Raw genomic sequence first — 21,968 nt, forward strand, 5'->3', positions numbered from 1 at the left:
TCCTTTGATTTTTATAGCGGTGGCAGGGTTATGGACAGAAAGAGAGCAACGCTCACGGGACTGGCGGCGATACTGTTGTGGAGCACCATGGTTGGCCTCATTCGTAGCGTCAGTGAGGGGCTGGGACCGGTGGGAGGCGCCGCAATGATATACACCCTCAGCGGATTACTGTGCCTGGTGACGGTAGGATTTCCTGATATCAGACGGTTTTCACCCCGGTATCTTATTGCCGGCAGCGTGCTGTTTGTCAGCTATGAAATTTGCCTCGCCCTGTCGTTAGGCTATGCCGCAACGCGCTCCCAGGCTATCGAAGTGGGAATGGTCAATTATCTCTGGCCAAGCCTGACGATTGTGTTTGCCATTTTATTTAACGGCCAACGGTCCACCCTGTGGGTGATCCCGGGCTTAGCCGTCTCATTGTTGGGCGTCTGTTGGGTATTAGGCGGAGAACAAGGGCTACATCTTGATGACATCATGCGTAATGTCATCTCAAGCCCGCTCAGCTACGCGCTGGCGTTCGCCGGGGCTTTTATCTGGGCGGCTTACTGCACCGTCACCAGTAAGTTTGCCAACGGGCAAAACGGGATAACGCTTTTCGTGCTGCTCACCGCGCTCAGTCTGTGGGTGAAATATGCGTTCAGCGAACAGCCGCAAATGGTGTTTACTCTCCCGGTGGTCGTGAAGCTCATCATGTGCAGCGTCGCACTGGGGTTTGGCTATGCGGCATGGAATATCGGTATTCTTCATGGCAACGTCACGGTACTCGCAGCGGTATCCTATTTCACGCCTGTACTCTCAGCAGCACTTGCTGCCGTATTGCTGAATTCCCCCCTCTCGTTTTCTTTCTGGCAAGGCGCATTAATGGTTTGTGCCGGGTCATTGTTGTGCTGGTACGCCACGCGAAAATAATATCGCTATCTTCTGCCGGGTCCATAATCGCCCGGCGGGAATTAACATAAATTTAATATGTGATCGCGCGTCAAAATAATGATCGGCGCGTTAGAAAAGCCGTTTAGATTCTGTTTATATTACCGCCCTTTCGTAAATCTCCGTCGTCTTTTATTGACATAACTTGACACCGTTACGTTATTAATCCCTTGCGAATATTAACAATGTATATAGCACAAAGTGCAATAGTGTGTTTCTGTGCGTTTCATGTCCAACAACGATTATCCCGTACAATGGAATAGTTAACCCATTGATTTTAAACAACTGGAATTTATATCAAACGAGCAAAAAGACAGAAAATACCGACAATTAACAAAAGAAACTAAAACGGCCGAAAACTATATTGCGGCCAATGGTTTTGTTGAATAATTCATCAAAAAATGCACAAATCCCCACCATCTCATTCGTTACAGCCGCAATTTATCCGATCCGGATCACACTAATTGAAATTATTGCTAATATTTTGAAACTTATTATTGAAACCCTACTACAAGATTCTTAAAAATAGCATGCCATTGATGATTAGCCTCGTTTAGAAATCGTTCAAAGTGGCTCAGGAAATACTGAAGAAAATTATAAGGAATATTTAAGATGAAACTTAAATTAGTTGCAGTGGCAGTGACTTCCATGTTGGCAGCAGGCGTTGTAAACGCGGCTGAAGTTTTTAACAAAGACGGTAACAAACTGGATCTGTACGGCAAAGTAACAGGTCTGCACTATTTCTCTGATGACGCTGGCAACGACGGCGACAAAACCTATGTTCGTCTGGGCTTCAAAGGTGAAACTCAGATCAACGACCAGATGACCGGTTACGGCCAGTGGGAATACGAGTTCAAAGGCAACCGCTCTGAATCTCAGGGTTCTGACGGCAACAAAACCCGTCTGGCATTCGCGGGCCTGAAATTCAACGAATTCGGTTCTTTCGACTACGGTCGTAACTACGGTGTTGCTTACGACATCGGCGCATGGACTGACGTTCTGCCAGAATTCGGTGGTGATACCTGGACTCAGACTGATGGCTTTATGACTGGCCGTACGACTGGCGTTGCAACTTACCGTAACACCGACTTCTTCGGTCTGGTTGATGGCCTGAACGTGGCTGCTCAGTACCAGGGTAAAAACGACCGTAGCGACATCACCGAAGCGAACGGTGACGGCTGGGGTCTGTCTTCTACTTATGAATTCGAAGGCTTCGGTGTAGGTGCTACCTACGCGAAATCTGACCGTACTGACCGTCAGGTTGCTGCTGCAAGCAATCTGAATGCAGGCGGCGAAAACGCGGAAGTATGGGCTGCGGGTCTGAAGTACGATGCCAACAACATCTACCTGGCAACCACCTACTCTGAAACCCGTAACATGACCAACTTCGGTAGCGGTTTCATCGCTAACAAAGCGCAGAACTTCGAAGTGGTTGCTCAGTACCAGTTCGACTTCGGTCTGCGTCCATCCATTGCTTACCTGAAATCCAAAGGTAAAGACATTGGTACTTACGGCGACCAGGATCTGGTTGAATACGTTGACGTTGGCGCGAGCTACTACTTCAACAAAAACATGTCTACCTACGTTGATTACAAAATCAACCTGGTTGACGACAGCAGCTTCACTAAAGCAGCTGGCGTTTCTACCGACAACATCGTTGCTGTTGGTCTGACCTACCAGTTCTAAGATTTGTTAGTATAAAAAAGCCAGCCTTCGTGGCTGGCTTTTTTTATTCGGTTTGACTGGCGTAATAAAGGAGCACGCCATGCATATTTTCAAAGGACGCTGCCTGTGTGGGATGAGCCAATTCAGCGTTTCCCTCAACAACTTCGACGTCTATGCCTGCCACTGTACCCAGTGCCAGAAATGGTCGGGGGGAATGGCCATGTATCTGGAAGCGCAGGGTCAACCGCTTGTGGAAGAAGAGTCGATAGCCCCTTCTCATTTCACGTCATCTGCGCGCGGCGAACGCTGGTTTTGTCCCGGATGCGGTTGCCCGCTGTGGTTCACACTGACCGCACGCTCAACGACGCGCTATTTCATTCCCTGGACGCAGCTTGAGATGAGCGAAGACGAACGTCGCCGTCTGATACTTGCCGCTGAAATCTATACAGAAACGCAACCCGCATTCTTCGGCCTGACCGGGCAATACGCGCGCTTTAGCGGCACCGAAATTGAAGCACACGACAAGCGCTGCCTGCTGACTCCCCATGACGCACACTGAGGGTTGCCCGGTTAGCATTGCACCACCGGGCCTGTTTTTTACTGTTTCGGTACGTTTGCCAGGCTAAACCAAATCCCGACCGCCAGCACCAGTAACATTGCGCCGGCACTGCCTAACGCCACGCTGTGTGACGTGATAAAGGCCGTTTTTGCCGCCGCAATTAACGACTCCGCCAGCCCTGGAGTCAGGCTCTGCGCCACGTTCACCGCTTCGCCAATCGATGACGAGGCCTTATCGGCCAGCGTCGCGCTCAGTCCCTGCGGCAGGACAATTGACGCCGAGAAGCTGCGGGTTAACAGCAGACCAAAAATGGCAATGCCCAACCCTGCGCCCAGCTCATAGGACATGGTTTCAATCGCCCCTGCGGCAGCCGCTTTCTCTTTTGGCGCGGCCGCCATAATTGCCGAGGTTGAGGCCAGTAGCGCACTGGCGGCACTGAAGCCCAGCAGCACCATCAGACTCCATGCCTGCCAGTGCTGCGTGCTGAAGTCGAGCATCGACAGACCGATAAAGCTGACGGCACTCAACCCCATTCCGCCTGCTGCCACCAGGCGCAGCCCCAGACGACCGACCAGCACACCGGCAATCGGCCCGCTAAACCCGCTGGCGACCATCAGCGGCAGCATAAACATCCCCGCTTCGAACGGCGTAAAGCCATGCACAAACTGCAGCTCCTGGGCCATCAATAGCTCAAACCCCACGAGCGCGATCATGGCGGTCATCGCCATCACGACACCGCTTAAAATAATGCGATGACAGAACAGACGCATGTCGATCATCGGCACGCGGGCGCGAAGCTGGATCCGCACAAAGATCATCAGCATCACCGCTCCGGTGAGCAGCGTCATTGCCACCAGCCACGGAGAAAGCACCCCTTTGAGCGCGGTTTTCGCGCTGTAGACCAGCAGCAATATCGCCACAATCAGCATGACTGCATGGGCAATATTCAGCGGCTGTTCCGGGCGTCCCTGTTGACGAGGCACCAGACGCGCGGCAAGGGAAACAACGATGACCACGATCGGCACGTTGATCAAAAAGACCGATCCCCAGTAAAAATGCTCCAGCAACATACCGCCAATCAACGGACCAAACGCCGCACCGCCTGAACCGACGGCGGCCCAGACCCCAAGCGCGATGTTGCGATCGCGCGCATTAACGAACAACGTGCGGATCCCCGCAAGCGTGGCCGGGATGATCATCGCCGCCCCAATCGCCAGCGAGGCGCGGGCAGCAATCAGCCATCCTGCTGAAGGCGCAAATGCAGCTGCCAGCGATGACAAGCCAAACAGCGTACTGCCAATTATCAACAACCGTTTAAAACCAATGCGGTCACCCAGCGCGCCCATCGGCAGCACCATCCCCGCCATCACCAGCGAGTATATATCGATGATCCACAATAATTCGTTACCGCTGGCACCCAGCGTCATACTCAACGTCGGCGCCGCTACGTGCAGTACCGTCGCGTCGATCGCCACCGGGATATACACCAGCACGATAATGACTAACGCTAACCACTGACGAAACATAAATTTCCTTTTCTTTTAAATCATGGACACATGTCCAGCTTGCGATCCTACGTAAAGTTGAACGAGTGTCCAGCTTTTTGTTACACTTGTTTCAGTCCCATTAAGAGTGAGTGAAAATGCGATATCTGAGCAAGGATGAAAGGCGGGAAGAGATTTTACAGGCCGCTATGCGCGTGGCGCTCTCTGACGGACTTTCCGCAATGACGGTACGGCGAATTGCCGCCGAAGCCGGCGTCGCCACCGGACAGGTCCACCATCATTTCACCTCTGGCGGGGAGCTAAAATCGCTGGCTTTTGTGCGGTTGATCCGTGAACTGCTGGATGCGGATGTGGTCGGCAAGCAGGCCAGCTGGCGACAGCAGCTGCATGCCATGCTCGGCAGCGATGATGGCCGATTTGAGCCCTATATTCGCCTGTGGCGTGAGGCGCAGATCCTGGCAAGCCGGGATACGGACATCAGGGGTGCATATGTACTGACCATGGAGATGTGGCACCAGGAGACCGTCGCCCTTATCAAAGCAGGCACTGACGCGGGAGATTTTACCCCGGGAGATCGGCCAGAAAATATTGCCTGGCGTTTAATTGGTCTGGTGTGTGGCCTGGACGGCATTTATATATTAGATATCCCAGAGATGGACGACGCTGCCTTTAATAACCATCTTGATAAATTAATCTCTCTGGAATTGTGTTAATACTCACTTATGAGTATTAACAGCCCTCACTTACAATTCGTAACACATTAAGCGAACCCTTATTTCCCGTCCCGGCTCAGGGATTCGCTTTTTTATCTATCCTTTCAGATGTATCCCAAACCATCCAATAATTCCAGAAACACACTGTCAGACATCCACCTGTTTTTACTCCATTTTTTCTTTTTATGGTTAAGCAAGAGGGCGACATGTCACAACAAAGTGAGAAGAATAATCCTTATCTGCTGAGCAACTGGAAACCCGAAAACGCGCAATTCTGGGAAAATAAAGGAAAACATATTGCCCGAAGAAATCTTTTAATTTCTGTGGCTTGCCTGTTATTAGCGTTTTGCGTATGGATGTTATTTAGTGCCATTGCGGTCAATCTGAATAAAGTTGGATTTAATTTTTCCACCGACCAGCTTTTTATGCTAACAGCCTTACCCTCCCTGTCCGGTGCGATATTGCGCGTCCCCTACTCGTTTATGGTTCCTCTCTTTGGTGGACGCTACTGGACGGTGTTAAGCACGGTGATCCTGATTGTTCCGTGCGTCTGGTTGGGGATCGCGATTCAGGACACTGCCACTCCCTACTGGATCTTTATCGTCATCGCGCTGCTGTGTGGTTTTGCCGGCGCTAACTTCGCCTCCAGCATGGGCAATATCAGCTTCTTCTTCCCGAAAACGAAACAGGGTAGCGCCCTGGGGATTAACGGCGGGCTGGGGAATCTGGGCGTGAGCGTAATGCAGCTGGTCGCGCCGCTGGTGATCTTCCTGCCCATGTTCACCTTTCTCGGCGTAAACGGCGTGCCGCAGGATGACGGCTCAACGATGTGGCTGGCCAATGCCGCGTGGATTTGGGCGCCCCTTCTTTTGCTGGCCACGATTGCGGCGTTTTTCGGCATGAATGACATCGCGAGCTCTAAGGCCACGATTGCCAGCCAGCTACCGGTGTTAAAACGTTTTCACCTGTGGCTCCTGAGCCTCCTCTACCTGGCAACCTTCGGTTCGTTTATCGGTTTTTCAGCAGGCTTCGCCATGCTGTCGAAAACCCAGTTTCCTGACGTCAATATCCTCCATCTGGCTTTCTTTGGCCCACTGATTGGCGCGCTGGCCCGTTCTGCGGGCGGGATGATCTCAGACAGACTCGGCGGCGTACGCGTCACCCTGATTAACTTCGTCTTTATGGCGCTTTTCAGCGCCCTGCTTTTCCTGACGCTTCCCGGTTCCGGGTCGGGCAGTTTTCTCGCCTTCTATCTGGTCTTTATGGGCCTGTTCCTCACCGCCGGACTGGGCAGCGGGTCAACGTTTCAGATGATTGCCATCATTTTCCGCCAAATCACCCTCACCCGCGTGAAGCAACAAGGGGGAAGTGACGAGCAGGCGCAGCATGAAGCAGTGACCGAAACCGCGGCAGCGCTGGGCTTTATCTCCGCCATCGGTGCCGTCGGCGGGTTCTTCATTCCGAAAGCCTTCGGCACGTCGCTGGCCATGACCGGCTCGCCTGTGGGTGCCATGAAAGTTTTCCTCGTGTTTTACATCGTCTGCGTCCTGGTGACCTGGCTGGTTTATGGCCGCAAATCTTCACAACAATAACAATAACAATTACACATTCGCCTGAGAGTGGGCAGCCCTCTCCGAAAAGGCTATCGAAGCAGGAGACATGTCATGAGTAAACTGTTGGATCGCTTTCGCTATTTCAAACAAAAAGGCGACAGCTTCGCCAATGGACACGGGCAGGTGTACAACACCAACCGTGACTGGGAGGACAGCTACCGACAGCGATGGCAGTTCGACAAGATTGTGCGGTCCACCCACGGCGTGAACTGCACGGGCTCCTGTAGCTGGAAAATCTACGTCAAAAACGGCCTGGTTACCTGGGAAACCCAGCAGACCGACTACCCGCGTACCCGCCCCGACCTGCCTAACCACGAGCCGCGCGGCTGCCCGCGCGGTGCAAGTTATTCCTGGTACCTATACAGCGCTAACCGGCTGAAATACCCGCTGGTGCGCCGCACGCTGATCGAACTGTGGCGTGACGCGCTGGCGCAACACAGCGATCCGGTGCTGGCCTGGGATGCCATTCAGAACGATCCGCAGAAGAGCCGGAGCTACAAGCAGGCACGCGGACACGGCGGATTTATCCGCTCCAGCTGGAAAGAGCTAAACCAGCTGATTGCTGCCGCCAACGTCTGGACCATTAAACATTACGGCCCCGATCGCGTGGCCGGTTTTTCACCGATTCCGGCGATGTCGATGGTCTCGTATGCCGCCGGGACGCGTTATCTCTCTCTGCTGGGCGGCACCTGTCTCAGCTTTTATGACTGGTATTGTGATTTGCCGCCCGCCTCGCCCATGACGTGGGGCGAGCAGACCGACGTGCCGGAATCCGCAGACTGGTATAACTCCAGCTATATCATTGCCTGGGGGTCTAACGTTCCGCAGACGCGTACGCCAGATGCCCACTTCTTTACCGAGGTCCGCTACAAAGGCACCAAAACCGTGGCCATCACCCCGGACTTCTCCGAGGTCGCCAAACTGAGCGATCAGTGGCTGGCACCCAAGCAAGGCACCGACAGCGCGCTGGCGATGGCCATGGGCCACGTGATCCTTAAAGAGTTCCATCTCGACAACCCCAGCGAGTACTTCCTCAACTACTGCCGCCGCTACACCGACATGCCGATGCTGGTGCTGCTGGATGAACAGGCCGATGGCCGCGTGGTGCCGGGGCGGATGCTTCGGGCCTCTGATCTCACGGACGGGCTGGGTGAAGCCAATAATGCTGAGTGGAAAACCGTCGCCTTTGATATCGCCGGCGATCTGGTGGTGCCGAACGGGTCCATTGGTTTCCGCTGGGGCGAAAAAGGCAAATGGAACCTGGCGCCGCTGGCGGCAGATCATGAAACTGAGCTCACCCTCTCGCTGCTGATTACCCACGACAGCGTGGCAGAGGTGGCATTCCCCTATTTTGGCGGCAATGAAAATCCACACTTCCGTAGCGTCAAGCAGGAGCCGGTCCTGACGCGCCGTGTACCGAGTAAAACCCTGACGCTGGCCGATGGCAGCCAGAAACGGGTGGTCAGCGTCTACGATCTGATTCTCGCTAACTACGGCCTCGATCGTGGTCTGGAAGACAGCAACGCGGCGGGCAGCTATGACCAGATCAAAGCTTATACTCCCGCCTGGGGCGAGCAGATCACCGGCGTCCCGGCTTACCTGATAGAGAAAATTGCCCGTGAGTTTGCCGACACGGCACACAAAACGCACGGCCGGTCGATGATTATCCTCGGTGCCGGGGTGAACCACTGGTACCACATGGACATGAACTACCGCGGGATGATCAACATGCTGGTGTTCTGCGGCTGCGTGGGTCAAAGCGGCGGCGGCTGGTCACACTATGTGGGTCAGGAGAAGTTGCGTCCGCAAACCGGCTGGCTGCCGCTGGCGTTTGCGCTGGACTGGAACCGTCCCCCGCGCCAGATGAACAGTACGTCGTACTTCTACAACCACGCCTGCCAGTGGCGTTATGAGAAACTGACCGCGCAGGAGTTACTCTCTCCGCTGGCGGACGCGACAAAATTCACCGGTCACCTGATCGATTTTAACGTCCGGGCAGAGCGTATGGGCTGGCTTCCCTCGGCACCGCAGCTAAACCTCAATCCGTTGCACATTAAAGCCCGGGCCGACGCCGCCGGCATGACCCCGCAGGAGTACACCGTGCAGGCATTAAAATCGGGCGATATACGTTTCGCCTGCGAACAGCCTGACAACGGTAAAAACCACCCGCGCAATCTGTTTGTCTGGCGGTCTAACCTGCTCGGCTCTTCGGGGAAAGGTCACGAGTACATGCTCAAATACCTGCTCGGTACCGAAAGCGGCATCCAGGGCGAAGATTTAGGGTCGACGGATGACGTTAAGCCCGAAGAGGTGGAGTGGCAAACTCAGGCCATCGAGGGCAAGCTTGACCTGCTGGTGACGCTCGATTTCCGCATGTCCAGCACCTGCCTGTTCTCCGATATCGTGCTGCCCACCGCGACATGGTATGAAAAAGACGACATGAATACGTCGGATATGCATCCGTTTATTCATCCGCTTTCAGCTGCCGTCGACCCGGCCTGGGAATCCCGCAGCGACTGGGAGATCTACAAAGGTATTGCCAACGTTTTCTCAGAGGTGTGCGTCGGTCATCTTGGCACCGAAACGGACGTGGTACTGCAGCCACTGCAGCACGACTCCCCGGGGGAACTTTCACAGCCGTTTGATATTCAGGACTGGCGCAAAGGCGAATGCGATCTCATTCCGGGTAAAACGGCGCCGACGATTGCGGTGGTCGAACGACATTATCCGGAAACCTACGAGCGCTTTACATCACTCGGCCCGCTGATGGACAAACTCGGCAACGGCGGAAAAGGCATTTCATGGAATACCCAGAGCGAGGTCGATTTCCTTGGCAAGCTGAACTACGTCAAGCTCGATGGCCCGGCAAAAGGACGCCCGCGTATTGAAACGGCGATTGACGCCTCTGAAGTGATCCTCGCCCTCGCCCCTGAAACGAATGGCCAGGTGGCAGTGCGAGCCTGGCAAGCGCTGGGCGAACTGACCGGTCGCGATCACACCCATCTGGCGCTGAACAAAGAAGATGAGAAAATCCGCTTCCGCGATATTCAGGCCCAGCCGCGGAAAATTATCTCCAGCCCCACCTGGTCGGGCCTTGAGAGCGAGCATGTCTCCTATAACGCCGGTTATACCAACGTTCACGAGCTTATTCCCTGGCGCACCCTTTCCGGTCGTCAGCAGCTGTATCAGGACCATCCGTGGATGCGCGCGTTCGGGGAGAGTCTGGTGGCCTATCGCCCACCGATTGATACCCGAAGCGTTAGCCATATGCGCGAAATCCCGCCGAACGGCTTTCCTGAGAAGGCGCTGAACTTCCTGACGCCACACCAGAAATGGGGCATTCACTCGACCTACAGTGAAAACCTGCTGATGCAGACGCTGTCACGCGGGGGGCCTATCGTCTGGATCAGCGAAACCGATGCCAGAGAGTTAGGCATTGAAGACAACGACTGGATCGAAGCCTTCAACGCCAACGGGGCCCTGACCGCCCGGGCAGTGGTGAGCCAGCGCGTCCCGCCGGGCATGACCATGATGTACCACGCGCAGGAACGTATCCTGAATATTCCGGGTTCAGAAGTCACCGGTCGTCGCGGCGGGATCCATAACTCGGTGACGCGCGTCTGTCCCAAACCGACACACATGATTGGCGGCTACGCCCAGTTGGCGTACAGCTTCAACTATTACGGCACCGTCGGCTCTAACCGCGACGAGTTCATCATGATCCGCAAAATGAAAAACATTAACTGGCTGGATGGCGAAGGTCGGGATCAGGTACAGGAGGCGAAAAAATGAAAATACGCTCACAGGTTGGAATGGTGCTGAATCTCGACAAATGCATTGGCTGTCACACCTGCTCGGTCACCTGTAAAAACGTCTGGACCGGGCGTGAAGGTATGGAATATGCGTGGTTCAACAACGTCGAAACCAAACCGGGGATTGGCTACCCGAAAAACTGGGAAGATCAGGAGGAGTGGCAAGGCGGTTGGGTACGCGGGATCACCGGCAAGCTGACGCCGCGTCTCGGCGGGCGCGTGGGCGTGCTGTCAAAAATCTTTGCCAACCCGTCCCTGCCCGGCATTGATGATTACTACGAGCCCTTCACGTTTGATTACCAGGATCTGCACCGTGCACCACAAGGCGATCACCTCCCGACGGCCCGCCCGCGCTCGCTGATTAGCGGCAAACGGATGGACAAAATTGTTGGCGGCCCGAACTGGGAAGAACTGCTTGGCGGCGAGTTCGAAAAACGCGCCCGCGACCGCAACTTCGACAAGATCCAGAAGGAGATGTACGGCCAGTTTGAAAACACCTTCATGATGTACCTGCCGCGCCTGTGTGAACACTGCCTGAACCCGAGCTGCGTGGCCACCTGCCCGAGCGGTGCCATCTACAAGCGTGAAGAAGACGGCATTGTGCTGATTGACCAGGACAAATGCCGTGGCTGGCGCATGTGCATCAGCGGTTGCCCGTACAAGAAAATCTACTTCAACTGGAAAAGCGGAAAGTCGGAGAAATGCATCTTCTGCTACCCGCGCATTGAATCCGGCCAGCCAACCGTTTGTTCGGAGACCTGCGTCGGGCGTATTCGCTATCTGGGCGTGCTGCTGTATGACGCGGATCGCATTGAAGAAGCGGCCAGCACCGAACATGAAACTGACCTCTATGAACGCCAGTGTGACGTATTCCTTGATCCGCATGACCCGGCGGTCATTGAAGAAGCCTTCAAGCAAGGTATTCCGCAGAACGTGATTGACGCCGCCCAGCGTTCCCCGGTTTACAAGATGGCGATGGACTGGAAGCTGGCCCTGCCGCTGCATCCGGAATACCGCACCCTGCCGATGGTCTGGTACGTTCCGCCGCTGTCACCGATCCAGTCTTACGCAGATGCAGGCGGCCTGCCGCTCAACGACGGCGTGTTACCGGCGGTCGAAAGCCTGCGCATACCGGTGCAGTATCTGGCCAACATGCTCAGCGCGGGCGATCCTGCTCCGGTGCTGCGCGCCCTGAAACGCATGATGGCCATGCGTCATTACAAACGCTCTCAGACCGTTGAAGGCGTGACCGATACCCGCGCCATCGAAGAAGTGGGCCTTAGCGTCGAGCAGGTCGAAGAGATGTACCGCTATCTGGCGATTGCCAACTACGAAGATCGTTTCGTGATCCCCACCAGCCACCGCGAAATGGCGCGCGACGCCTTCCCGGAACGCAACGGCTGCGGCTTCTCCTTTGGCGACGGGTGCCACGGTTCCGACACCAAATTCAACCTTTTTAACAGCAGCCGCATTGATGCCATCAACATCACCGAAGTGCGCGACCACGGGGAGGGAGAGTGATGCAGATCCTCAAAATCATCGCCCTGCTGATTGAGTATCCCGATGAAACATTATGGGAAAATCGCGAGGAGGCACTTTCCCTGATAGAACAGGATATCCCTGCGTTACTGCCCTTTGCCCGCCAGCATCTGGATGCCGCGCTGCTGGATAAGCAGGCCGAATGGTGCGAGGTGTTTGAGCGGGGTCGTGCGACCTCGCTGCTGCTGTTTGAGCACGTTCATGCTGAATCTCGCGATCGCGGCCAGGCGATGGTCGACCTGATGAGCCAGTACGAAAAAGCCGGCCTGCAGCTGGACTGTCGTGAGCTGCCGGACTATCTGCCGCTCTACCTGGAGTATCTCAGTCTCGTCACCGACGACGAGGCCCGCGAAGGGCTACACAACGTTGCGCCGATCCTGGCGCTGATAGGCGGTCGCCTGAAGCAGCGCGGCGTGGCGCATTATCAGCTGTTCGATTCGCTCCTGACGCTCGCAGGCACGCGTCTGACCAGCGACAGCGTGGCGAAACAGGTTTCCACCGAGAAACGGGATGATACCCGCCAGGCGCTGGACGCCGTCTGGGAAGAGGAACAGGTCAAGTTCATCGAGGACAACGCCACATCGTGTGATACCTCACCGATGCAGCAATATCAACGACGCTTTAGCCAGGACGTTGCCCCGCAGTATGTCGACGTCAGTGCGGGAGGCCCAAAATGATCCAGTTTCTGAACGTCTTTTTCTACGATATTTACCCCTACCTGTGCGGCACGGTTTTTCTGGTGGGAAGCTGGCTTCGTTATGACTACGGGCAGTATACCTGGCGCGCCTCCTCCAGCCAGATGCTGGATAAGCGCGGCATGGTGCTGTGGTCGAATCTGTTCCATATCGGGATCCTGGGGATCTTCTTCGGACATCTTTTCGGGATGCTGACGCCGCACTGGGTTTATTCGTGGTTTCTGCCGATGTCGCAGAAACAGCTGATGGCGATGATTCTGGGTGGCGTTTGCGGCGTGCTCACGCTGGTGGGCGGTGCGGGATTATTGATTCGCCGGCTGACGAACCCGCGTATCCGGGCGACCTCCTCCACGGCAGATATCCTGATCCTCTGCATTTTGCTGGTGCAGTGTATTCTTGGGCTCACCACCATTCCGTTCTCCGCGAAATATCCCGACGGCAGCGAGATGCTCAAGCTGGTGGACTGGGCGCAGTCGGTAGTGACCTTCCGCGGTGGCTCCTCCGAACATCTGGCGGGCGTGGCGTTTATCTTCCGTGTCCATCTGGTGCTGGGCATGACCATTTTCCTGATCTTCCCCTTCACCCGACTGGTGCACGTCTGGAGCGCGCCGGTGGAGTATTTAACACGCAGGTATCAGGTGGTGAGATCGCGCCGCTGAGTGTTGCCGGGTGGCGCTACGCCTGAGCGCAGCGCCACCGTTCTATTTCCCGGCCTGAGGATGTGTATCAAACCCGGCCATCACCGCCGTCAGCGCGTCCAGCGAAAACCCGTGTTTTGGATCGTCAACGCCCAGTCCAAACCGTGACTGCATCACCTGATACAGCGCGTTCGCGTCGGGAAGATGGACCTGCTCTTCCGCATGCCCCTTCTGCCAGTGGGTAAAGTTAAAGTTGGTCAGGGTCAGCTTTCCGCCGTCAGGCAGATGGCGACACATCAACAGATGGTGACGAAAATGGGATTGCGGCCAGTGCGCAGACCAGAAGTTGCCCATCACGTAATCGCTGAAATACTGTGTTGTCAGATCAAAATGGTACATCGACTGCCAGTGATCGTGGTGGCTGAACTGCAGGATCCAGTCGTTGCCCTCGCTCAGCAAACGGTACAGCCCGTGGGGTGTCTCCTGCTCCTCGTTGGCGAGCAAACGAATCGGCGCCGTCAGGGTCTGTCCGCCAAAACCGACGTCGGCAATCCAGCGCTCGCCGTTGAGTTCAACCAGCAGCAGACGATGCGTACGCGGCGGCATCTGTGGCGGACTGGCTAAGACCACGCGGCCCAGCACGCTGCGAACCGTAAAGCCCACTTCACGCAAAACGCGTTCAAAGAGGCCGTTCTGTTCAAAGCAATAGCCTCCACGACGCGCCGTCACCAGTTTGTCGACCAGGCACTGATCTTCCAGATGGATTTCGCGCGGCATCACGACGTCAATATTCTCGAAGGGGATCGCGCAGTTGTGGTGTAGATGCAGCGCCCGCAGGGTGTCGATGTCAACCTGAACAGGCTGTTGCCAGCCCGTACGGGCAAAATAAGCACTCAGAAATGGGGACATGATTCGCTTCCATGATGTGATGTTCCCTGTTTATAAACTATTTTCCGGCCTCCATATGCGCAAAAGTGCTTTTTGCGGGTGCATCTTGATTTCGGCTCCCCATCAGACGTTTAATGCCAGCATACCTGCTGAGAGGAATGTTCATGAGCGCGTTTCGTCCCGTTGAATTAAAGCATGCCAGCCGTCTGCTGAACCATGGCCCTACGGTGCTGATTACCAGCCGCGATGAGTCTATCGACCGTCGTAACGTCATGGCTGCGGCCTGGTCGATGCCGGTGGAGTTTGAGCCACCGCGTATCGCAATTGTGGTGGACAAAAGCACCTGGTCGCGCGAACTGATTGAGCGCAGTGGGAAGTTCGGCATCGTCATCCCCGGCGTGGCAGCGGCTAACTGGGCTTACGCCGTCGGCAGCGTGAGCGGGCGCGACGAAGACAAGTTCAACTGCTACGGGATCCCGGTTGTACAAGGTCCGGTACTCGGACTGCCGGTGATTGAAGAGAAATGCCTGGCGTGGATGGAGTGTCGTTTACTCCCGGTTACCGCAGCCGCAGAAAAATACGACACGCTGTTTGGTGAGGTTGTTTCGGCAGCCGCAGATGAACGCGCGTTTGTCGCCGGACGCTGGCAGTTTGACGGCGATAAGCTGAATACCCTGCATCATCTGGGGGCCGGGACGTTTGTGACCAGTGGGAAAATGGTAAAGGCGCTGGAAAAATAGCCTATAAAAAAAGCCCTCTCCGCGAGGGAAAGGGCTTTTAAATTACTTCGCGCGCCGTGCAATAATTTCATCCGCAACATTACGCGGTGCTTCCGCGAAATGATGGAATTCCATCGTGTAGGTCGCGCGGCCTTGCGACATCGAACGCAGCGTCGTGGCATAGCCAAACATCTCCGCCAGCGGCACATCCGCGCGAATAATCTGGCTACCGTACTGCTCTTCCATTCCCTGCACCATGCCGCGGCGGGAAGAGAGATCGCCCATAATGTTGCCGGCGTACTCTTCCGGTGTTTCCACCTCGACATGCATGACCGGTTCAAGAATAACCGGGTCCGCTTTGCGAGCGCCCTCTTTAAAGCCGAGGATCGCCGCCATGCGGAACGCCATTTCCGAGGAGTCGACCTCGTGATAGGAGCCAAACGTCAGGGTCGCTTTCACATCGACAACCGGATACCCCGCCAGGACACCGCTGTTCATGGCTTCGCGCAGGCCTTTCTCCACAGACGGAATATACTCGCGCGGGACAACGCCGCCCTTGGTGGCATCTTCAAATACAAAACCACTGCCGGGCTCTAACGGCGCCAGACTGAGCACCACATGGCCGTACTGCCCTTTACCGCCGGACTGTCGGACAAATTTCCCTTCGATATCCTTCACCGCTTTACGCAGGGTTTCACGGTACGTGACCTGTGGGCGACCAATGTTCGCCTCAACGCCGAACTCACGCCGCATGCGGTCAACGATAATCTCAAGATGTAACTCACCCATCCCGGAGATAATTGTCTGGCCGGACTCTTCATCGGTGTGCAGACGAAACGAAGGGTCTTCCGCTGCCAGGCGCTGCAATGCAATGCCCATTTTCTCCTGATCGCCTTTGGTTTTCGGCTCGATCGCAAGCGAGATAACCGGGTCCGGAAACTCCATCCGCTCCAGCGTGATGACGGCATTCGGGTCGGTGAGCGTGTCACCGGTTGTCACATCTTTCAACCCAACGCAGGCCGCGATATCGCCCGCGCGCAGCTCATCCACTTCGTGGCGATCGTTAGCATGCATCAGCACGATGCGCCCAATGCGCTCTTTCTTCCCTTTCACCGGGTTGAAGACCGCGTCGCCTTTGCGCAGCACGCCAGAGTAAACGCGGATAAAGGTCAGCTGTCCGACGTACGGGTCGCTCATCAGTTTAAAGGCCAGCGCGGAGAACGGCTCGTTGTCGTCTGGATGACGCTCGGCATGCTGCCCATTCTCATCCACACCATCAATGGCGGGCACGTCCAGAGGCGACGGCATCAGTTCAATGACCGCATCGAGCATGCGTTGCACGCCTTTATTTTTAAACGCACTGCCGCACAGCATCGGCTGGATTTCACCGGAGATGGTCCGCATACGCAGCCCCCTGATGATTTCCGCTTCCTCTAAATCACCCGTTTCCAGGTATTTATCCATCAGCTCATCGCTGGCTTCCGCCGCCGCAGAGACCATTTTTTCACGCCATTCCTGCGCAGTACTCACTACGTCATCCGGCACAGGAGCATAGGTAAACACCATGCCCTGGGTGGCATCGTCCCACAAAATGGTACGCATTTTGATGAGATCCACCACGCCGGTGAAGTGTTCTTCTGCCCCCACCGGAATAACAATCGGGACCGGATTCGCTTTCAGACGCTCCTGCATCATTCGCACGACGCGGAAGAAGTCCGCACCCGGGCGGTCCATTTTATTGACGAAGGCCAGCCGCGGGACATGATATTTGTTCGCCTGACGCCAGACGGTTTCCGACTGCGGCTGCACGCCACCGACGGAGTCATACACCATGACAGCGCCGTCGAGTACACGCATGGAACGTTCCACCTCAATGGTGAAATCCACGTGGCCCGGGGTGTCGATAATGTTGATCCGGTGCGGTTCAAAGCCCCGGTCCATACCTGGCCAGAAACAGCTGACTGCCGCAGAGGTAATGGTTATCCCGCGCTCTTGCTCCTGTGCCATCCAGTCGGTAGTTGCCGCGCCATCGTGTACTTCACCCAGTTTGTGGCTCATACCGGTATAAAACAGGATGCGCTCGGTGGTGGTCGTTTTACCGGCATCGATATGCGCGGAGATACCGATGTTGCGATAACGTTCGAGAGGGATGGGTCGGGGCATAATATTTCCTTAGTCATTAAGACTGCGTTGTGACGACCGGGATGGTCGCGTGTTCGTTCGTTTGCTATAATAGTCCTATTGTACGAGTATTATCGAACTATTTTTTTACGGTTGACCTATTGTTGATATAGCTCAATCTGACACCAGACGCAGGAAAACGATGATCCCGAACCACCCTGAAACTGAACAAATACTGCTGGAAAATGTGCTTTTTGCCCTCGGTAACCCGCTACGGCTGTCGATTATCCGCAGGCTGGCCGATGGCAGCGAACTGAGCTGTAACGCGCTGCGCCCGGACGAGGTGGTGAAATCGACGATGACCCATCACTGGCGCGTCTTGCGCGACAGCGGCGTGATTTGGCAGCGCCCGCAGGGGCGAGAAAATATGATTTCACTGCGCAGAGACGATCTTGATGCCCGCTTTCCGGGGCTGATGGCAATATTACTGCAGACGAAGTAACGCGTGTGTCGTGTCGGGCGACTCCGCGCCGCCCGACCCTCTCTCACATTGAATAGCCGGGTTTCTTAATTAAGTGATCCAGGTTGGGTTCAATTTCGGTATCCCAGACCTGCGCTTTCCAGTCGGCTTCCTGCACTTCATTCAGGGCGACCGAAATAGAGCGATCTTTACTGTTCAGATGACGGGTAATCACCTCGGCAATATCCGCCGCCAGCGCGGTTTTTTGGTCGTCGTTCAAATCACGGGGAAAACATTTGATATCTACGTGTGGCATATGCAGGCTTCCAGTTATGAATGTGAGTTCCACGTTATCAGATTATCTCGTTTGCCTTTAACACCTTGTGCAGTTCCGGCAGCTGGCACACGGTATCCGCAATCGCCGTTATCTTCGGCGTATTCGCCGCAAACCATGCATGGCGAGGCCCCCAGGTGCGTGCAACCGTGATGTAGACGTCAAGCAGCGTCAGCCGTTCCCCGAGCGCAAAAGGGGTGGCACTGAGCTGGCTGTCAAACCACAGATAGAGTGATTTTCGGTATTCAATACAGCTGTTTTTCAACTGCTCCGGCGCATCCGGCACCCAGCGTTCGGGGTAGTCAGCGTAGGTAAAGGTGGGATAAACGTTCGCAACAAACCAAATGAGCAACCGCTGAAACTGCTGCCGCTCAGCCTGCCCGACGGCAGGTGCAAGATCGGGACATCTGTCCAGCACCATCAGGGCAATCGCCGCCGTTTCGGTCATGATCGCCCCGTTTTCCAGTTCCAGCGTGGGTACCTGACACAGCGGATTGCGTGCTTTCAGCAACTCACGCTGCGGACCGGGCTGGTCAAACCCGTCCACGTTGATAAATTGATAAGGGATGTCTGCCAGAGTCAGCATCACTTCACTGATTGCCGATCCCCAGCCGGGTACGCCATAGAGTTTAATCATGTTGCCCCCTCCGGGATGAAAACCCTAAGTGTAGACATGACTAATAGGTTATCCCAGGCGGGTTCACGTCGGATTGCGTCACCGCTTCGCCCTCTTCTCCCCAGCGTGCCAGCACCCGCTGGTACTCTCCACGCGTAATAGCGCCCTCCAGCGCAGCCTGCAAAGCATAAACCAGCCCATTGCCCTTTTTGGTCGTCGTGGCGACATAGGCTCTCTTCGGCCCGAGCCCCACTACGCGCGTTTTGCCGGTCAACGCCGCTTTATAGGCGGATACGGATTGAGGCCCGAAGAACACATCCGCCCTGCCGGACTGAATATAGAGGTTGCCGGAAGCATCATCGGTCAGATAGACCGGCAGCGCAGGCTCACGACCGGCTTTTTTGTTCTCTTCATTCCAGCCCAGCAGAATGCGCTCCTGATTGGTCCCGGAACCGACTATCACCTTTTTGCCTGCCAGATCTTTTGCGCTGTTAATCGCCTGGACCGCGCTGGTGGATTTCACGGAAAACGCCAGTGAGTCGACGCGATAGGTCGCAAAATCAAATTTCTCTTTTCGCTGTTCGGTCACCGCAATATTCACCAGCGCCACGTCATAGCGTCCGGAGCTGATCCCCAGCGGCCAGTCTTCCCAGGCCGTGGGAACCAGCTTCAGCTTTAACCCCAGACTGCCCGCCAGCAAGCGGGCAATATCCGGATCGCTGCCAATCCGCGTCCTGTTATCGCTGGCAAGCAGCGCCAGCGGTGGAGAGTTGAGCGCTGAGATCGCTACCGTGAGCGTGCCCGGCTCAACAAATTTATAGTTCGCGGGGATCTTCGCGACGGCCTGCCGATCTACCGTCACCGGCAGCGGTTGCTCGTTGGCGTGTAAATCGATACCCGCATGGCTCGCGGTCGTAAAAGCCAGACCGGCCAGAAAAGCATATTTCATCTGCACTCCTTACAGCACTTTTGACAGGAACTGGCGCGTTCGCGGGTGCGACGGACGGGTTAATACGTCGTCACTGCTGCCCTGCTCCACAATTTTGCCGTCGACCATAAAGACCACCTGATCCGCCACTTCCCGGGCAAAGCCGATCTCGTGGGTGACCACCACCAGCGTGGTACCCGAGCGGGCGAGCTTTTTAATCACATCCAGCACTTCGCCAACCAGTTCCGGGTCGAGCGCTGAAGTGGGCTCATCAAACAGCATTACCCGGGGACGTAACGCCAGTGCGCGGGCAATGGCAATACGCTGCTGTTGGCCCCCGGAGAGATGGCGCGACCAGGCGTCGGCTTTATCGCGCAGCCCGACCACATCCAGCAGGCTGTATGCCCTTTCAACGGCTTCTTTCTTACTCAGTTTTTTATGGGCGATGGGCGCTTCAATCAGGTTTTCCAGCACTGTGAGATGCGGAAAGAGATTAAAGTTCTGGAAGACATAGCCCACATTGACGCGCTGTTTGAGGATCTCTTTCTCTTTCAGCTCGTAGAGTTTGTCACCCTGACGGCGGTAACCGATGTAATCACCGTCAATCTGGATAAACCCTTCGTCGACGCGTTCCAGATGGTTAATGGTGCGCAGAAGCGTCGATTTACCCGATCCGGAAGGCCCGAGGATCACCGTTACCGATCCGGGCGGGATCTCCAGCGAGACGTTATCAAGCGCTTTATGGCGGCCAAAAAACTTACTGACGCCGGTAATCGAAATATGCCCTTCAGGAGAGGTTTGCATGGATGGGCTCCTGTACTGATGCGGTGGATACGGAACGGACGCGACTGGCTACCCGGTTTTGATTAACGGCTGAACGACGTTCGCTGCGGGCAAGCCCGCGCTCCACAACATGCTGAATGGCAGACAACACGGTGGTAATCACCAGATACCAGACCGCACCGACCATCAGCAGCGGGATAACCTCCTGCGTGCGGTTATAGATCATCTGAATGGTATAGAAGAGTTCCGGCATCGCCAGGACATACACCATCGCCGTGCCTTTCGCGAGACTGATAATTTCATTAAATCCGGACGGCAAAATCGTGCGTAGCGCCTGCGGCAAAATGATACGCACCGTACGACGCCAGGCTGGCAGACCGAGTGCCGCCGCCGCTTCATACTGACCATGATCCACACCCAGAAAACCGCCGCGAATGATCTCGGCGGTATACGCGCTCTGAACCAGCGTCAGTCCCACCACGGCGGTGGAAAACTGTCCCAGCACGTTGATGGTTTCGAAACGACCCCAGGTAATGGCGGTGAAGGGTACGCCGAGCGAGAGCGTGTCGTAGAGATAGGAAAAGTTATAGAGAATGATCAGAACCACAATCAGCGGCAACGAACGAAACAGCCAGATATACCCCCAGGCCAGGCTGCTCAGCAGCCAGGATGAAGAGAGCCTCGCCAGCGCCAGCAGGCCGCCAATGACCACGCTTAGCGCAGTGCCGATCAGGGTCAACAACAATGTCTGCCCTACGCCTTCAAGGATAACCGGATCAAAGAACCAGCGGGCAAAAACAGACCACTCCCAGCGCGGGTTAAAGGCCACGGACTGAATGACCACCGCAAGCACAAACAGCGCCACCACGGCACCGACAGTCCGCAGCGGATAACGCGCCGGGACCACCTTAATGGTTTCAATGTTGCTCATTGTCATTCCTCATGCTGTTTTACTGAACGCTTCACTGATCAGCGTTTTGGTGAAACGCAGCCGGCCATCGAACGGCGGCTGGCTGTACTCTTCCGGATCGCGGTTCAGATCAAACTGCGGCTGATAGCCCTGGCTGATATACAGCCTGACCGCTTCCGGCTGACGAAAACCGGTGGTGAGGTAGATCTGGCTGTAACCGGCCTGTACCGCCCGACGCTCCAGCTCCTGGACGACGCGGGCCGCCAGCCCCTGTTGACGCAGCGCCTTGTGCGTCCAGATTCGTTTGATTTCAGCGGTGCGTTCATCAAACGGTTTATACGCGCCGGTGGCGATGATGTCGCCGTCACGCTCAAGGACAATAAACAGCCCCTGCGGGGCCAGGTACCACTCCGTGAGCTCCACTTCCGCGTCTTTAGAGAAGTAGTCGCCATAGCGGGCGGCATATTCACCGAATAATCCGTCGATAATGGGCTGAAGATCGGCGTCTTCCGGTGACACGTCCCGAAAATGCTCGCGCATAGC

At 55.6% G+C, this 21,968-nt stretch carries 20 protein-coding genes; 11 read left to right on the forward strand and 9 right to left on the reverse strand.

What is annotated here, in order from left to right:
- The first annotated feature begins 30 nt into the window (after positions 1-30).
- The 3 genes from yddG to HV242_RS11335 all read left to right on the forward strand — a co-directional run bounded on the left by yddG (position 31) and on the right by HV242_RS11335 (position 3,151).
- Positions 31-909, forward strand: a complete 879-nt coding sequence (yddG, locus tag HV242_RS11325) for an aromatic amino acid DMT transporter YddG (RefSeq protein WP_014170222.1) — start codon at positions 31-33, stop codon at positions 907-909.
- 630 nt (positions 910-1,539) lie between these two features.
- Positions 1,540-2,613 carry a porin OmpD gene (ompD, locus tag HV242_RS11330; RefSeq protein WP_050736856.1) on the forward strand — a complete coding sequence of 358 codons (1,074 nt, stop codon included), beginning with the start codon at positions 1,540-1,542 and terminating at the stop codon, positions 2,611-2,613.
- Between the two features lie 79 nt (positions 2,614-2,692).
- Entirely contained in the window at positions 2,693-3,151 is a 459-nt protein-coding gene (locus HV242_RS11335; RefSeq protein ID WP_020884055.1) for a GFA family protein, read from the forward strand.
- 38 nt (positions 3,152-3,189) lie between these two features.
- Here the strand turns inward: HV242_RS11335 and HV242_RS11340 are convergent, their stop codons facing one another.
- The gene (locus tag HV242_RS11340; protein ID WP_032680951.1) at positions 3,190-4,677 is read right to left on the reverse strand and encodes an MFS transporter; all 1,488 of its coding nucleotides are present in this window, start codon (positions 4,675-4,677) and stop codon (positions 3,190-3,192) included.
- Positions 4,678-4,793: 116 nt separating this feature from the next.
- Here HV242_RS11340 and HV242_RS11345 point away from each other — a divergent pair, with 116 nt between their 5' ends.
- From HV242_RS11345 to narI, 6 genes are all read left to right on the forward strand, one after another.
- Entirely contained in the window at positions 4,794-5,369 is a 576-nt protein-coding gene (locus HV242_RS11345) for a TetR family transcriptional regulator (protein ID WP_020884053.1), read from the forward strand.
- A 206-nt stretch (positions 5,370-5,575) separates the two neighbouring features.
- Positions 5,576-6,961 carry a NarK family nitrate/nitrite MFS transporter gene (locus tag HV242_RS11350; RefSeq protein WP_050736857.1) on the forward strand — a complete coding sequence of 462 codons (1,386 nt, stop codon included), beginning with the start codon at positions 5,576-5,578 and terminating at the stop codon, positions 6,959-6,961.
- Between the two features lie 72 nt (positions 6,962-7,033).
- Entirely contained in the window at positions 7,034-10,774 is a 3,741-nt protein-coding gene (locus HV242_RS11355; RefSeq protein ID WP_047366419.1) for a nitrate reductase subunit alpha, read from the forward strand.
- A complete protein-coding gene (gene narH, locus HV242_RS11360; RefSeq protein ID WP_020884050.1) occupies positions 10,771-12,315 on the forward strand; it encodes a nitrate reductase subunit beta in 1,545 nt (514 codons plus the stop codon). Before HV242_RS11355 ends, narH begins: the two co-directional genes overlap by 4 nt.
- Complete coding sequence (narW, locus tag HV242_RS11365; protein WP_050736858.1) at positions 12,315-13,010, forward strand: nitrate reductase molybdenum cofactor assembly chaperone; 696 nt, start codon at positions 12,315-12,317, stop codon at positions 13,008-13,010. Before narH ends, narW begins: the two co-directional genes overlap by 1 nt.
- A complete protein-coding gene (gene narI / locus HV242_RS11370; RefSeq protein WP_014170231.1) occupies positions 13,007-13,687 on the forward strand; it encodes a respiratory nitrate reductase subunit gamma in 681 nt (226 codons plus the stop codon). The genes narW and narI overlap by 4 nt, the downstream gene beginning before the upstream one ends.
- Positions 13,688-13,729: 42 nt before the next feature.
- Here narI and nhoA read toward each other — a convergent pair whose 3' ends face one another.
- A complete protein-coding gene (gene nhoA / locus HV242_RS11375; RefSeq protein WP_020884048.1) occupies positions 13,730-14,575 on the reverse strand; it encodes an N-hydroxyarylamine O-acetyltransferase in 846 nt (281 codons plus the stop codon).
- A gap of 143 nt (positions 14,576-14,718) precedes the next feature.
- Between nhoA and HV242_RS11380 the strand changes: the two genes are divergently transcribed.
- On the forward strand, positions 14,719-15,294 hold the full coding sequence (locus HV242_RS11380) for a flavin reductase family protein (protein ID WP_020884047.1): 576 nt from the start codon (positions 14,719-14,721) through the stop codon (positions 15,292-15,294).
- A 42-nt stretch (positions 15,295-15,336) separates the two neighbouring features.
- Here the strand turns inward: HV242_RS11380 and fusA are convergent, their stop codons facing one another.
- Positions 15,337-17,436 (reverse strand): elongation factor G, encoded by a 2,100-nt coding sequence (gene fusA / locus HV242_RS11385; RefSeq protein WP_014170234.1) that lies wholly within the window; start codon positions 17,434-17,436, stop codon positions 15,337-15,339.
- A gap of 160 nt (positions 17,437-17,596) precedes the next feature.
- Between fusA and HV242_RS11390 the strand changes: the two genes are divergently transcribed.
- Entirely contained in the window at positions 17,597-17,896 is a 300-nt protein-coding gene (locus HV242_RS11390) for an ArsR/SmtB family transcription factor (RefSeq protein WP_014170235.1), read from the forward strand.
- A 43-nt stretch (positions 17,897-17,939) separates the two neighbouring features.
- On the opposite strand, the gene pptA is transcribed toward HV242_RS11390, so the two are convergent.
- Genes pptA through HV242_RS11420 form a run of 6 tightly spaced genes read right to left on the reverse strand, consistent with a single transcriptional unit; the run spans position 17,940 to position 21,965 of the window.
- Positions 17,940-18,170, reverse strand: a complete 231-nt coding sequence (gene pptA, locus HV242_RS11395; protein ID WP_020884045.1) for a tautomerase PptA — start codon at positions 18,168-18,170, stop codon at positions 17,940-17,942.
- 37 nt (positions 18,171-18,207) lie between these two features.
- Positions 18,208-18,825: a glutathione S-transferase family protein gene (locus HV242_RS11400; protein ID WP_014170237.1), complete on the reverse strand. Its 618-nt coding sequence runs from the start codon at positions 18,823-18,825 to the stop codon at positions 18,208-18,210.
- A gap of 40 nt (positions 18,826-18,865) precedes the next feature.
- On the reverse strand, positions 18,866-19,753 hold the full coding sequence (locus tag HV242_RS11405; protein ID WP_014170238.1) for a transporter substrate-binding domain-containing protein: 888 nt from the start codon (positions 19,751-19,753) through the stop codon (positions 18,866-18,868).
- A gap of 9 nt (positions 19,754-19,762) precedes the next feature.
- Positions 19,763-20,536, reverse strand: coding sequence for an amino acid ABC transporter ATP-binding protein (locus HV242_RS11410; RefSeq protein ID WP_014170239.1), 774 nt, complete (start codon positions 20,534-20,536; stop codon positions 19,763-19,765).
- On the reverse strand, positions 20,520-21,446 hold the full coding sequence (locus HV242_RS11415; RefSeq protein ID WP_050736859.1) for an amino acid ABC transporter permease: 927 nt from the start codon (positions 21,444-21,446) through the stop codon (positions 20,520-20,522). Before HV242_RS11415 ends, HV242_RS11410 begins: the two co-directional genes overlap by 17 nt.
- A 9-nt stretch (positions 21,447-21,455) precedes the next feature.
- Positions 21,456-21,965 (reverse strand): GNAT family N-acetyltransferase, encoded by a 510-nt coding sequence (locus HV242_RS11420; RefSeq protein WP_014170241.1) that lies wholly within the window; start codon positions 21,963-21,965, stop codon positions 21,456-21,458.
- Between the last annotated feature and the right edge of the window lie 3 nt (positions 21,966-21,968).

The sequence above is a fragment of the Enterobacter sp. RHBSTW-00593 genome, assembly GCF_013784105.1.
In the GTDB taxonomy this organism is placed as follows: domain Bacteria; phylum Pseudomonadota; class Gammaproteobacteria; order Enterobacterales; family Enterobacteriaceae; genus Enterobacter; species Enterobacter ludwigii.

Coding starts and splice junctions, on each gene's coding strand:
- ompD (WP_050736856.1), top strand. CDS start 1,540: ATGAAACTTAAATTAGTTGCAGTGGCAGTGACTTCCATGTTGGCAGCA.
- HV242_RS11405 (WP_014170238.1), bottom strand. CDS start 19,753: ATGAAATATGCTTTTCTGGCCGGTCTGGCTTTTACGACCGCGAGCCAT.
- narI (WP_014170231.1), top strand. CDS start 13,007: ATGATCCAGTTTCTGAACGTCTTTTTCTACGATATTTACCCCTACCTG.
- HV242_RS11335 (WP_020884055.1), top strand. CDS start 2,693: ATGCATATTTTCAAAGGACGCTGCCTGTGTGGGATGAGCCAATTCAGC.
- HV242_RS11345 (WP_020884053.1), top strand. CDS start 4,794: ATGCGATATCTGAGCAAGGATGAAAGGCGGGAAGAGATTTTACAGGCC.
- HV242_RS11400 (WP_014170237.1), bottom strand. CDS start 18,825: ATGATTAAACTCTATGGCGTACCCGGCTGGGGATCGGCAATCAGTGAA.
- narH (WP_020884050.1), top strand. CDS start 10,771: ATGAAAATACGCTCACAGGTTGGAATGGTGCTGAATCTCGACAAATGC.
- HV242_RS11350 (WP_050736857.1), top strand. CDS start 5,576: ATGTCACAACAAAGTGAGAAGAATAATCCTTATCTGCTGAGCAACTGG.
- fusA (WP_014170234.1), bottom strand. CDS start 17,436: ATGCCCCGACCCATCCCTCTCGAACGTTATCGCAACATCGGTATCTCC.
- HV242_RS11380 (WP_020884047.1), top strand. CDS start 14,719: ATGAGCGCGTTTCGTCCCGTTGAATTAAAGCATGCCAGCCGTCTGCTG.
- HV242_RS11355 (WP_047366419.1), top strand. CDS start 7,034: ATGAGTAAACTGTTGGATCGCTTTCGCTATTTCAAACAAAAAGGCGAC.
- narW (WP_050736858.1), top strand. CDS start 12,315: ATGCAGATCCTCAAAATCATCGCCCTGCTGATTGAGTATCCCGATGAA.
- HV242_RS11420 (WP_014170241.1), bottom strand. CDS start 21,965: ATGCGCGAGCATTTTCGGGACGTGTCACCGGAAGACGCCGATCTTCAG.
- HV242_RS11340 (WP_032680951.1), bottom strand. CDS start 4,677: ATGTTTCGTCAGTGGTTAGCGTTAGTCATTATCGTGCTGGTGTATATC.
- HV242_RS11410 (WP_014170239.1), bottom strand. CDS start 20,536: ATGCAAACCTCTCCTGAAGGGCATATTTCGATTACCGGCGTCAGTAAG.
- HV242_RS11415 (WP_050736859.1), bottom strand. CDS start 21,446: ATGAGCAACATTGAAACCATTAAGGTGGTCCCGGCGCGTTATCCGCTG.
- HV242_RS11390 (WP_014170235.1), top strand. CDS start 17,597: ATGATCCCGAACCACCCTGAAACTGAACAAATACTGCTGGAAAATGTG.
- yddG (WP_014170222.1), top strand. CDS start 31: ATGGACAGAAAGAGAGCAACGCTCACGGGACTGGCGGCGATACTGTTG.
- pptA (WP_020884045.1), bottom strand. CDS start 18,170: ATGCCACACGTAGATATCAAATGTTTTCCCCGTGATTTGAACGACGAC.
- nhoA (WP_020884048.1), bottom strand. CDS start 14,575: ATGTCCCCATTTCTGAGTGCTTATTTTGCCCGTACGGGCTGGCAACAG.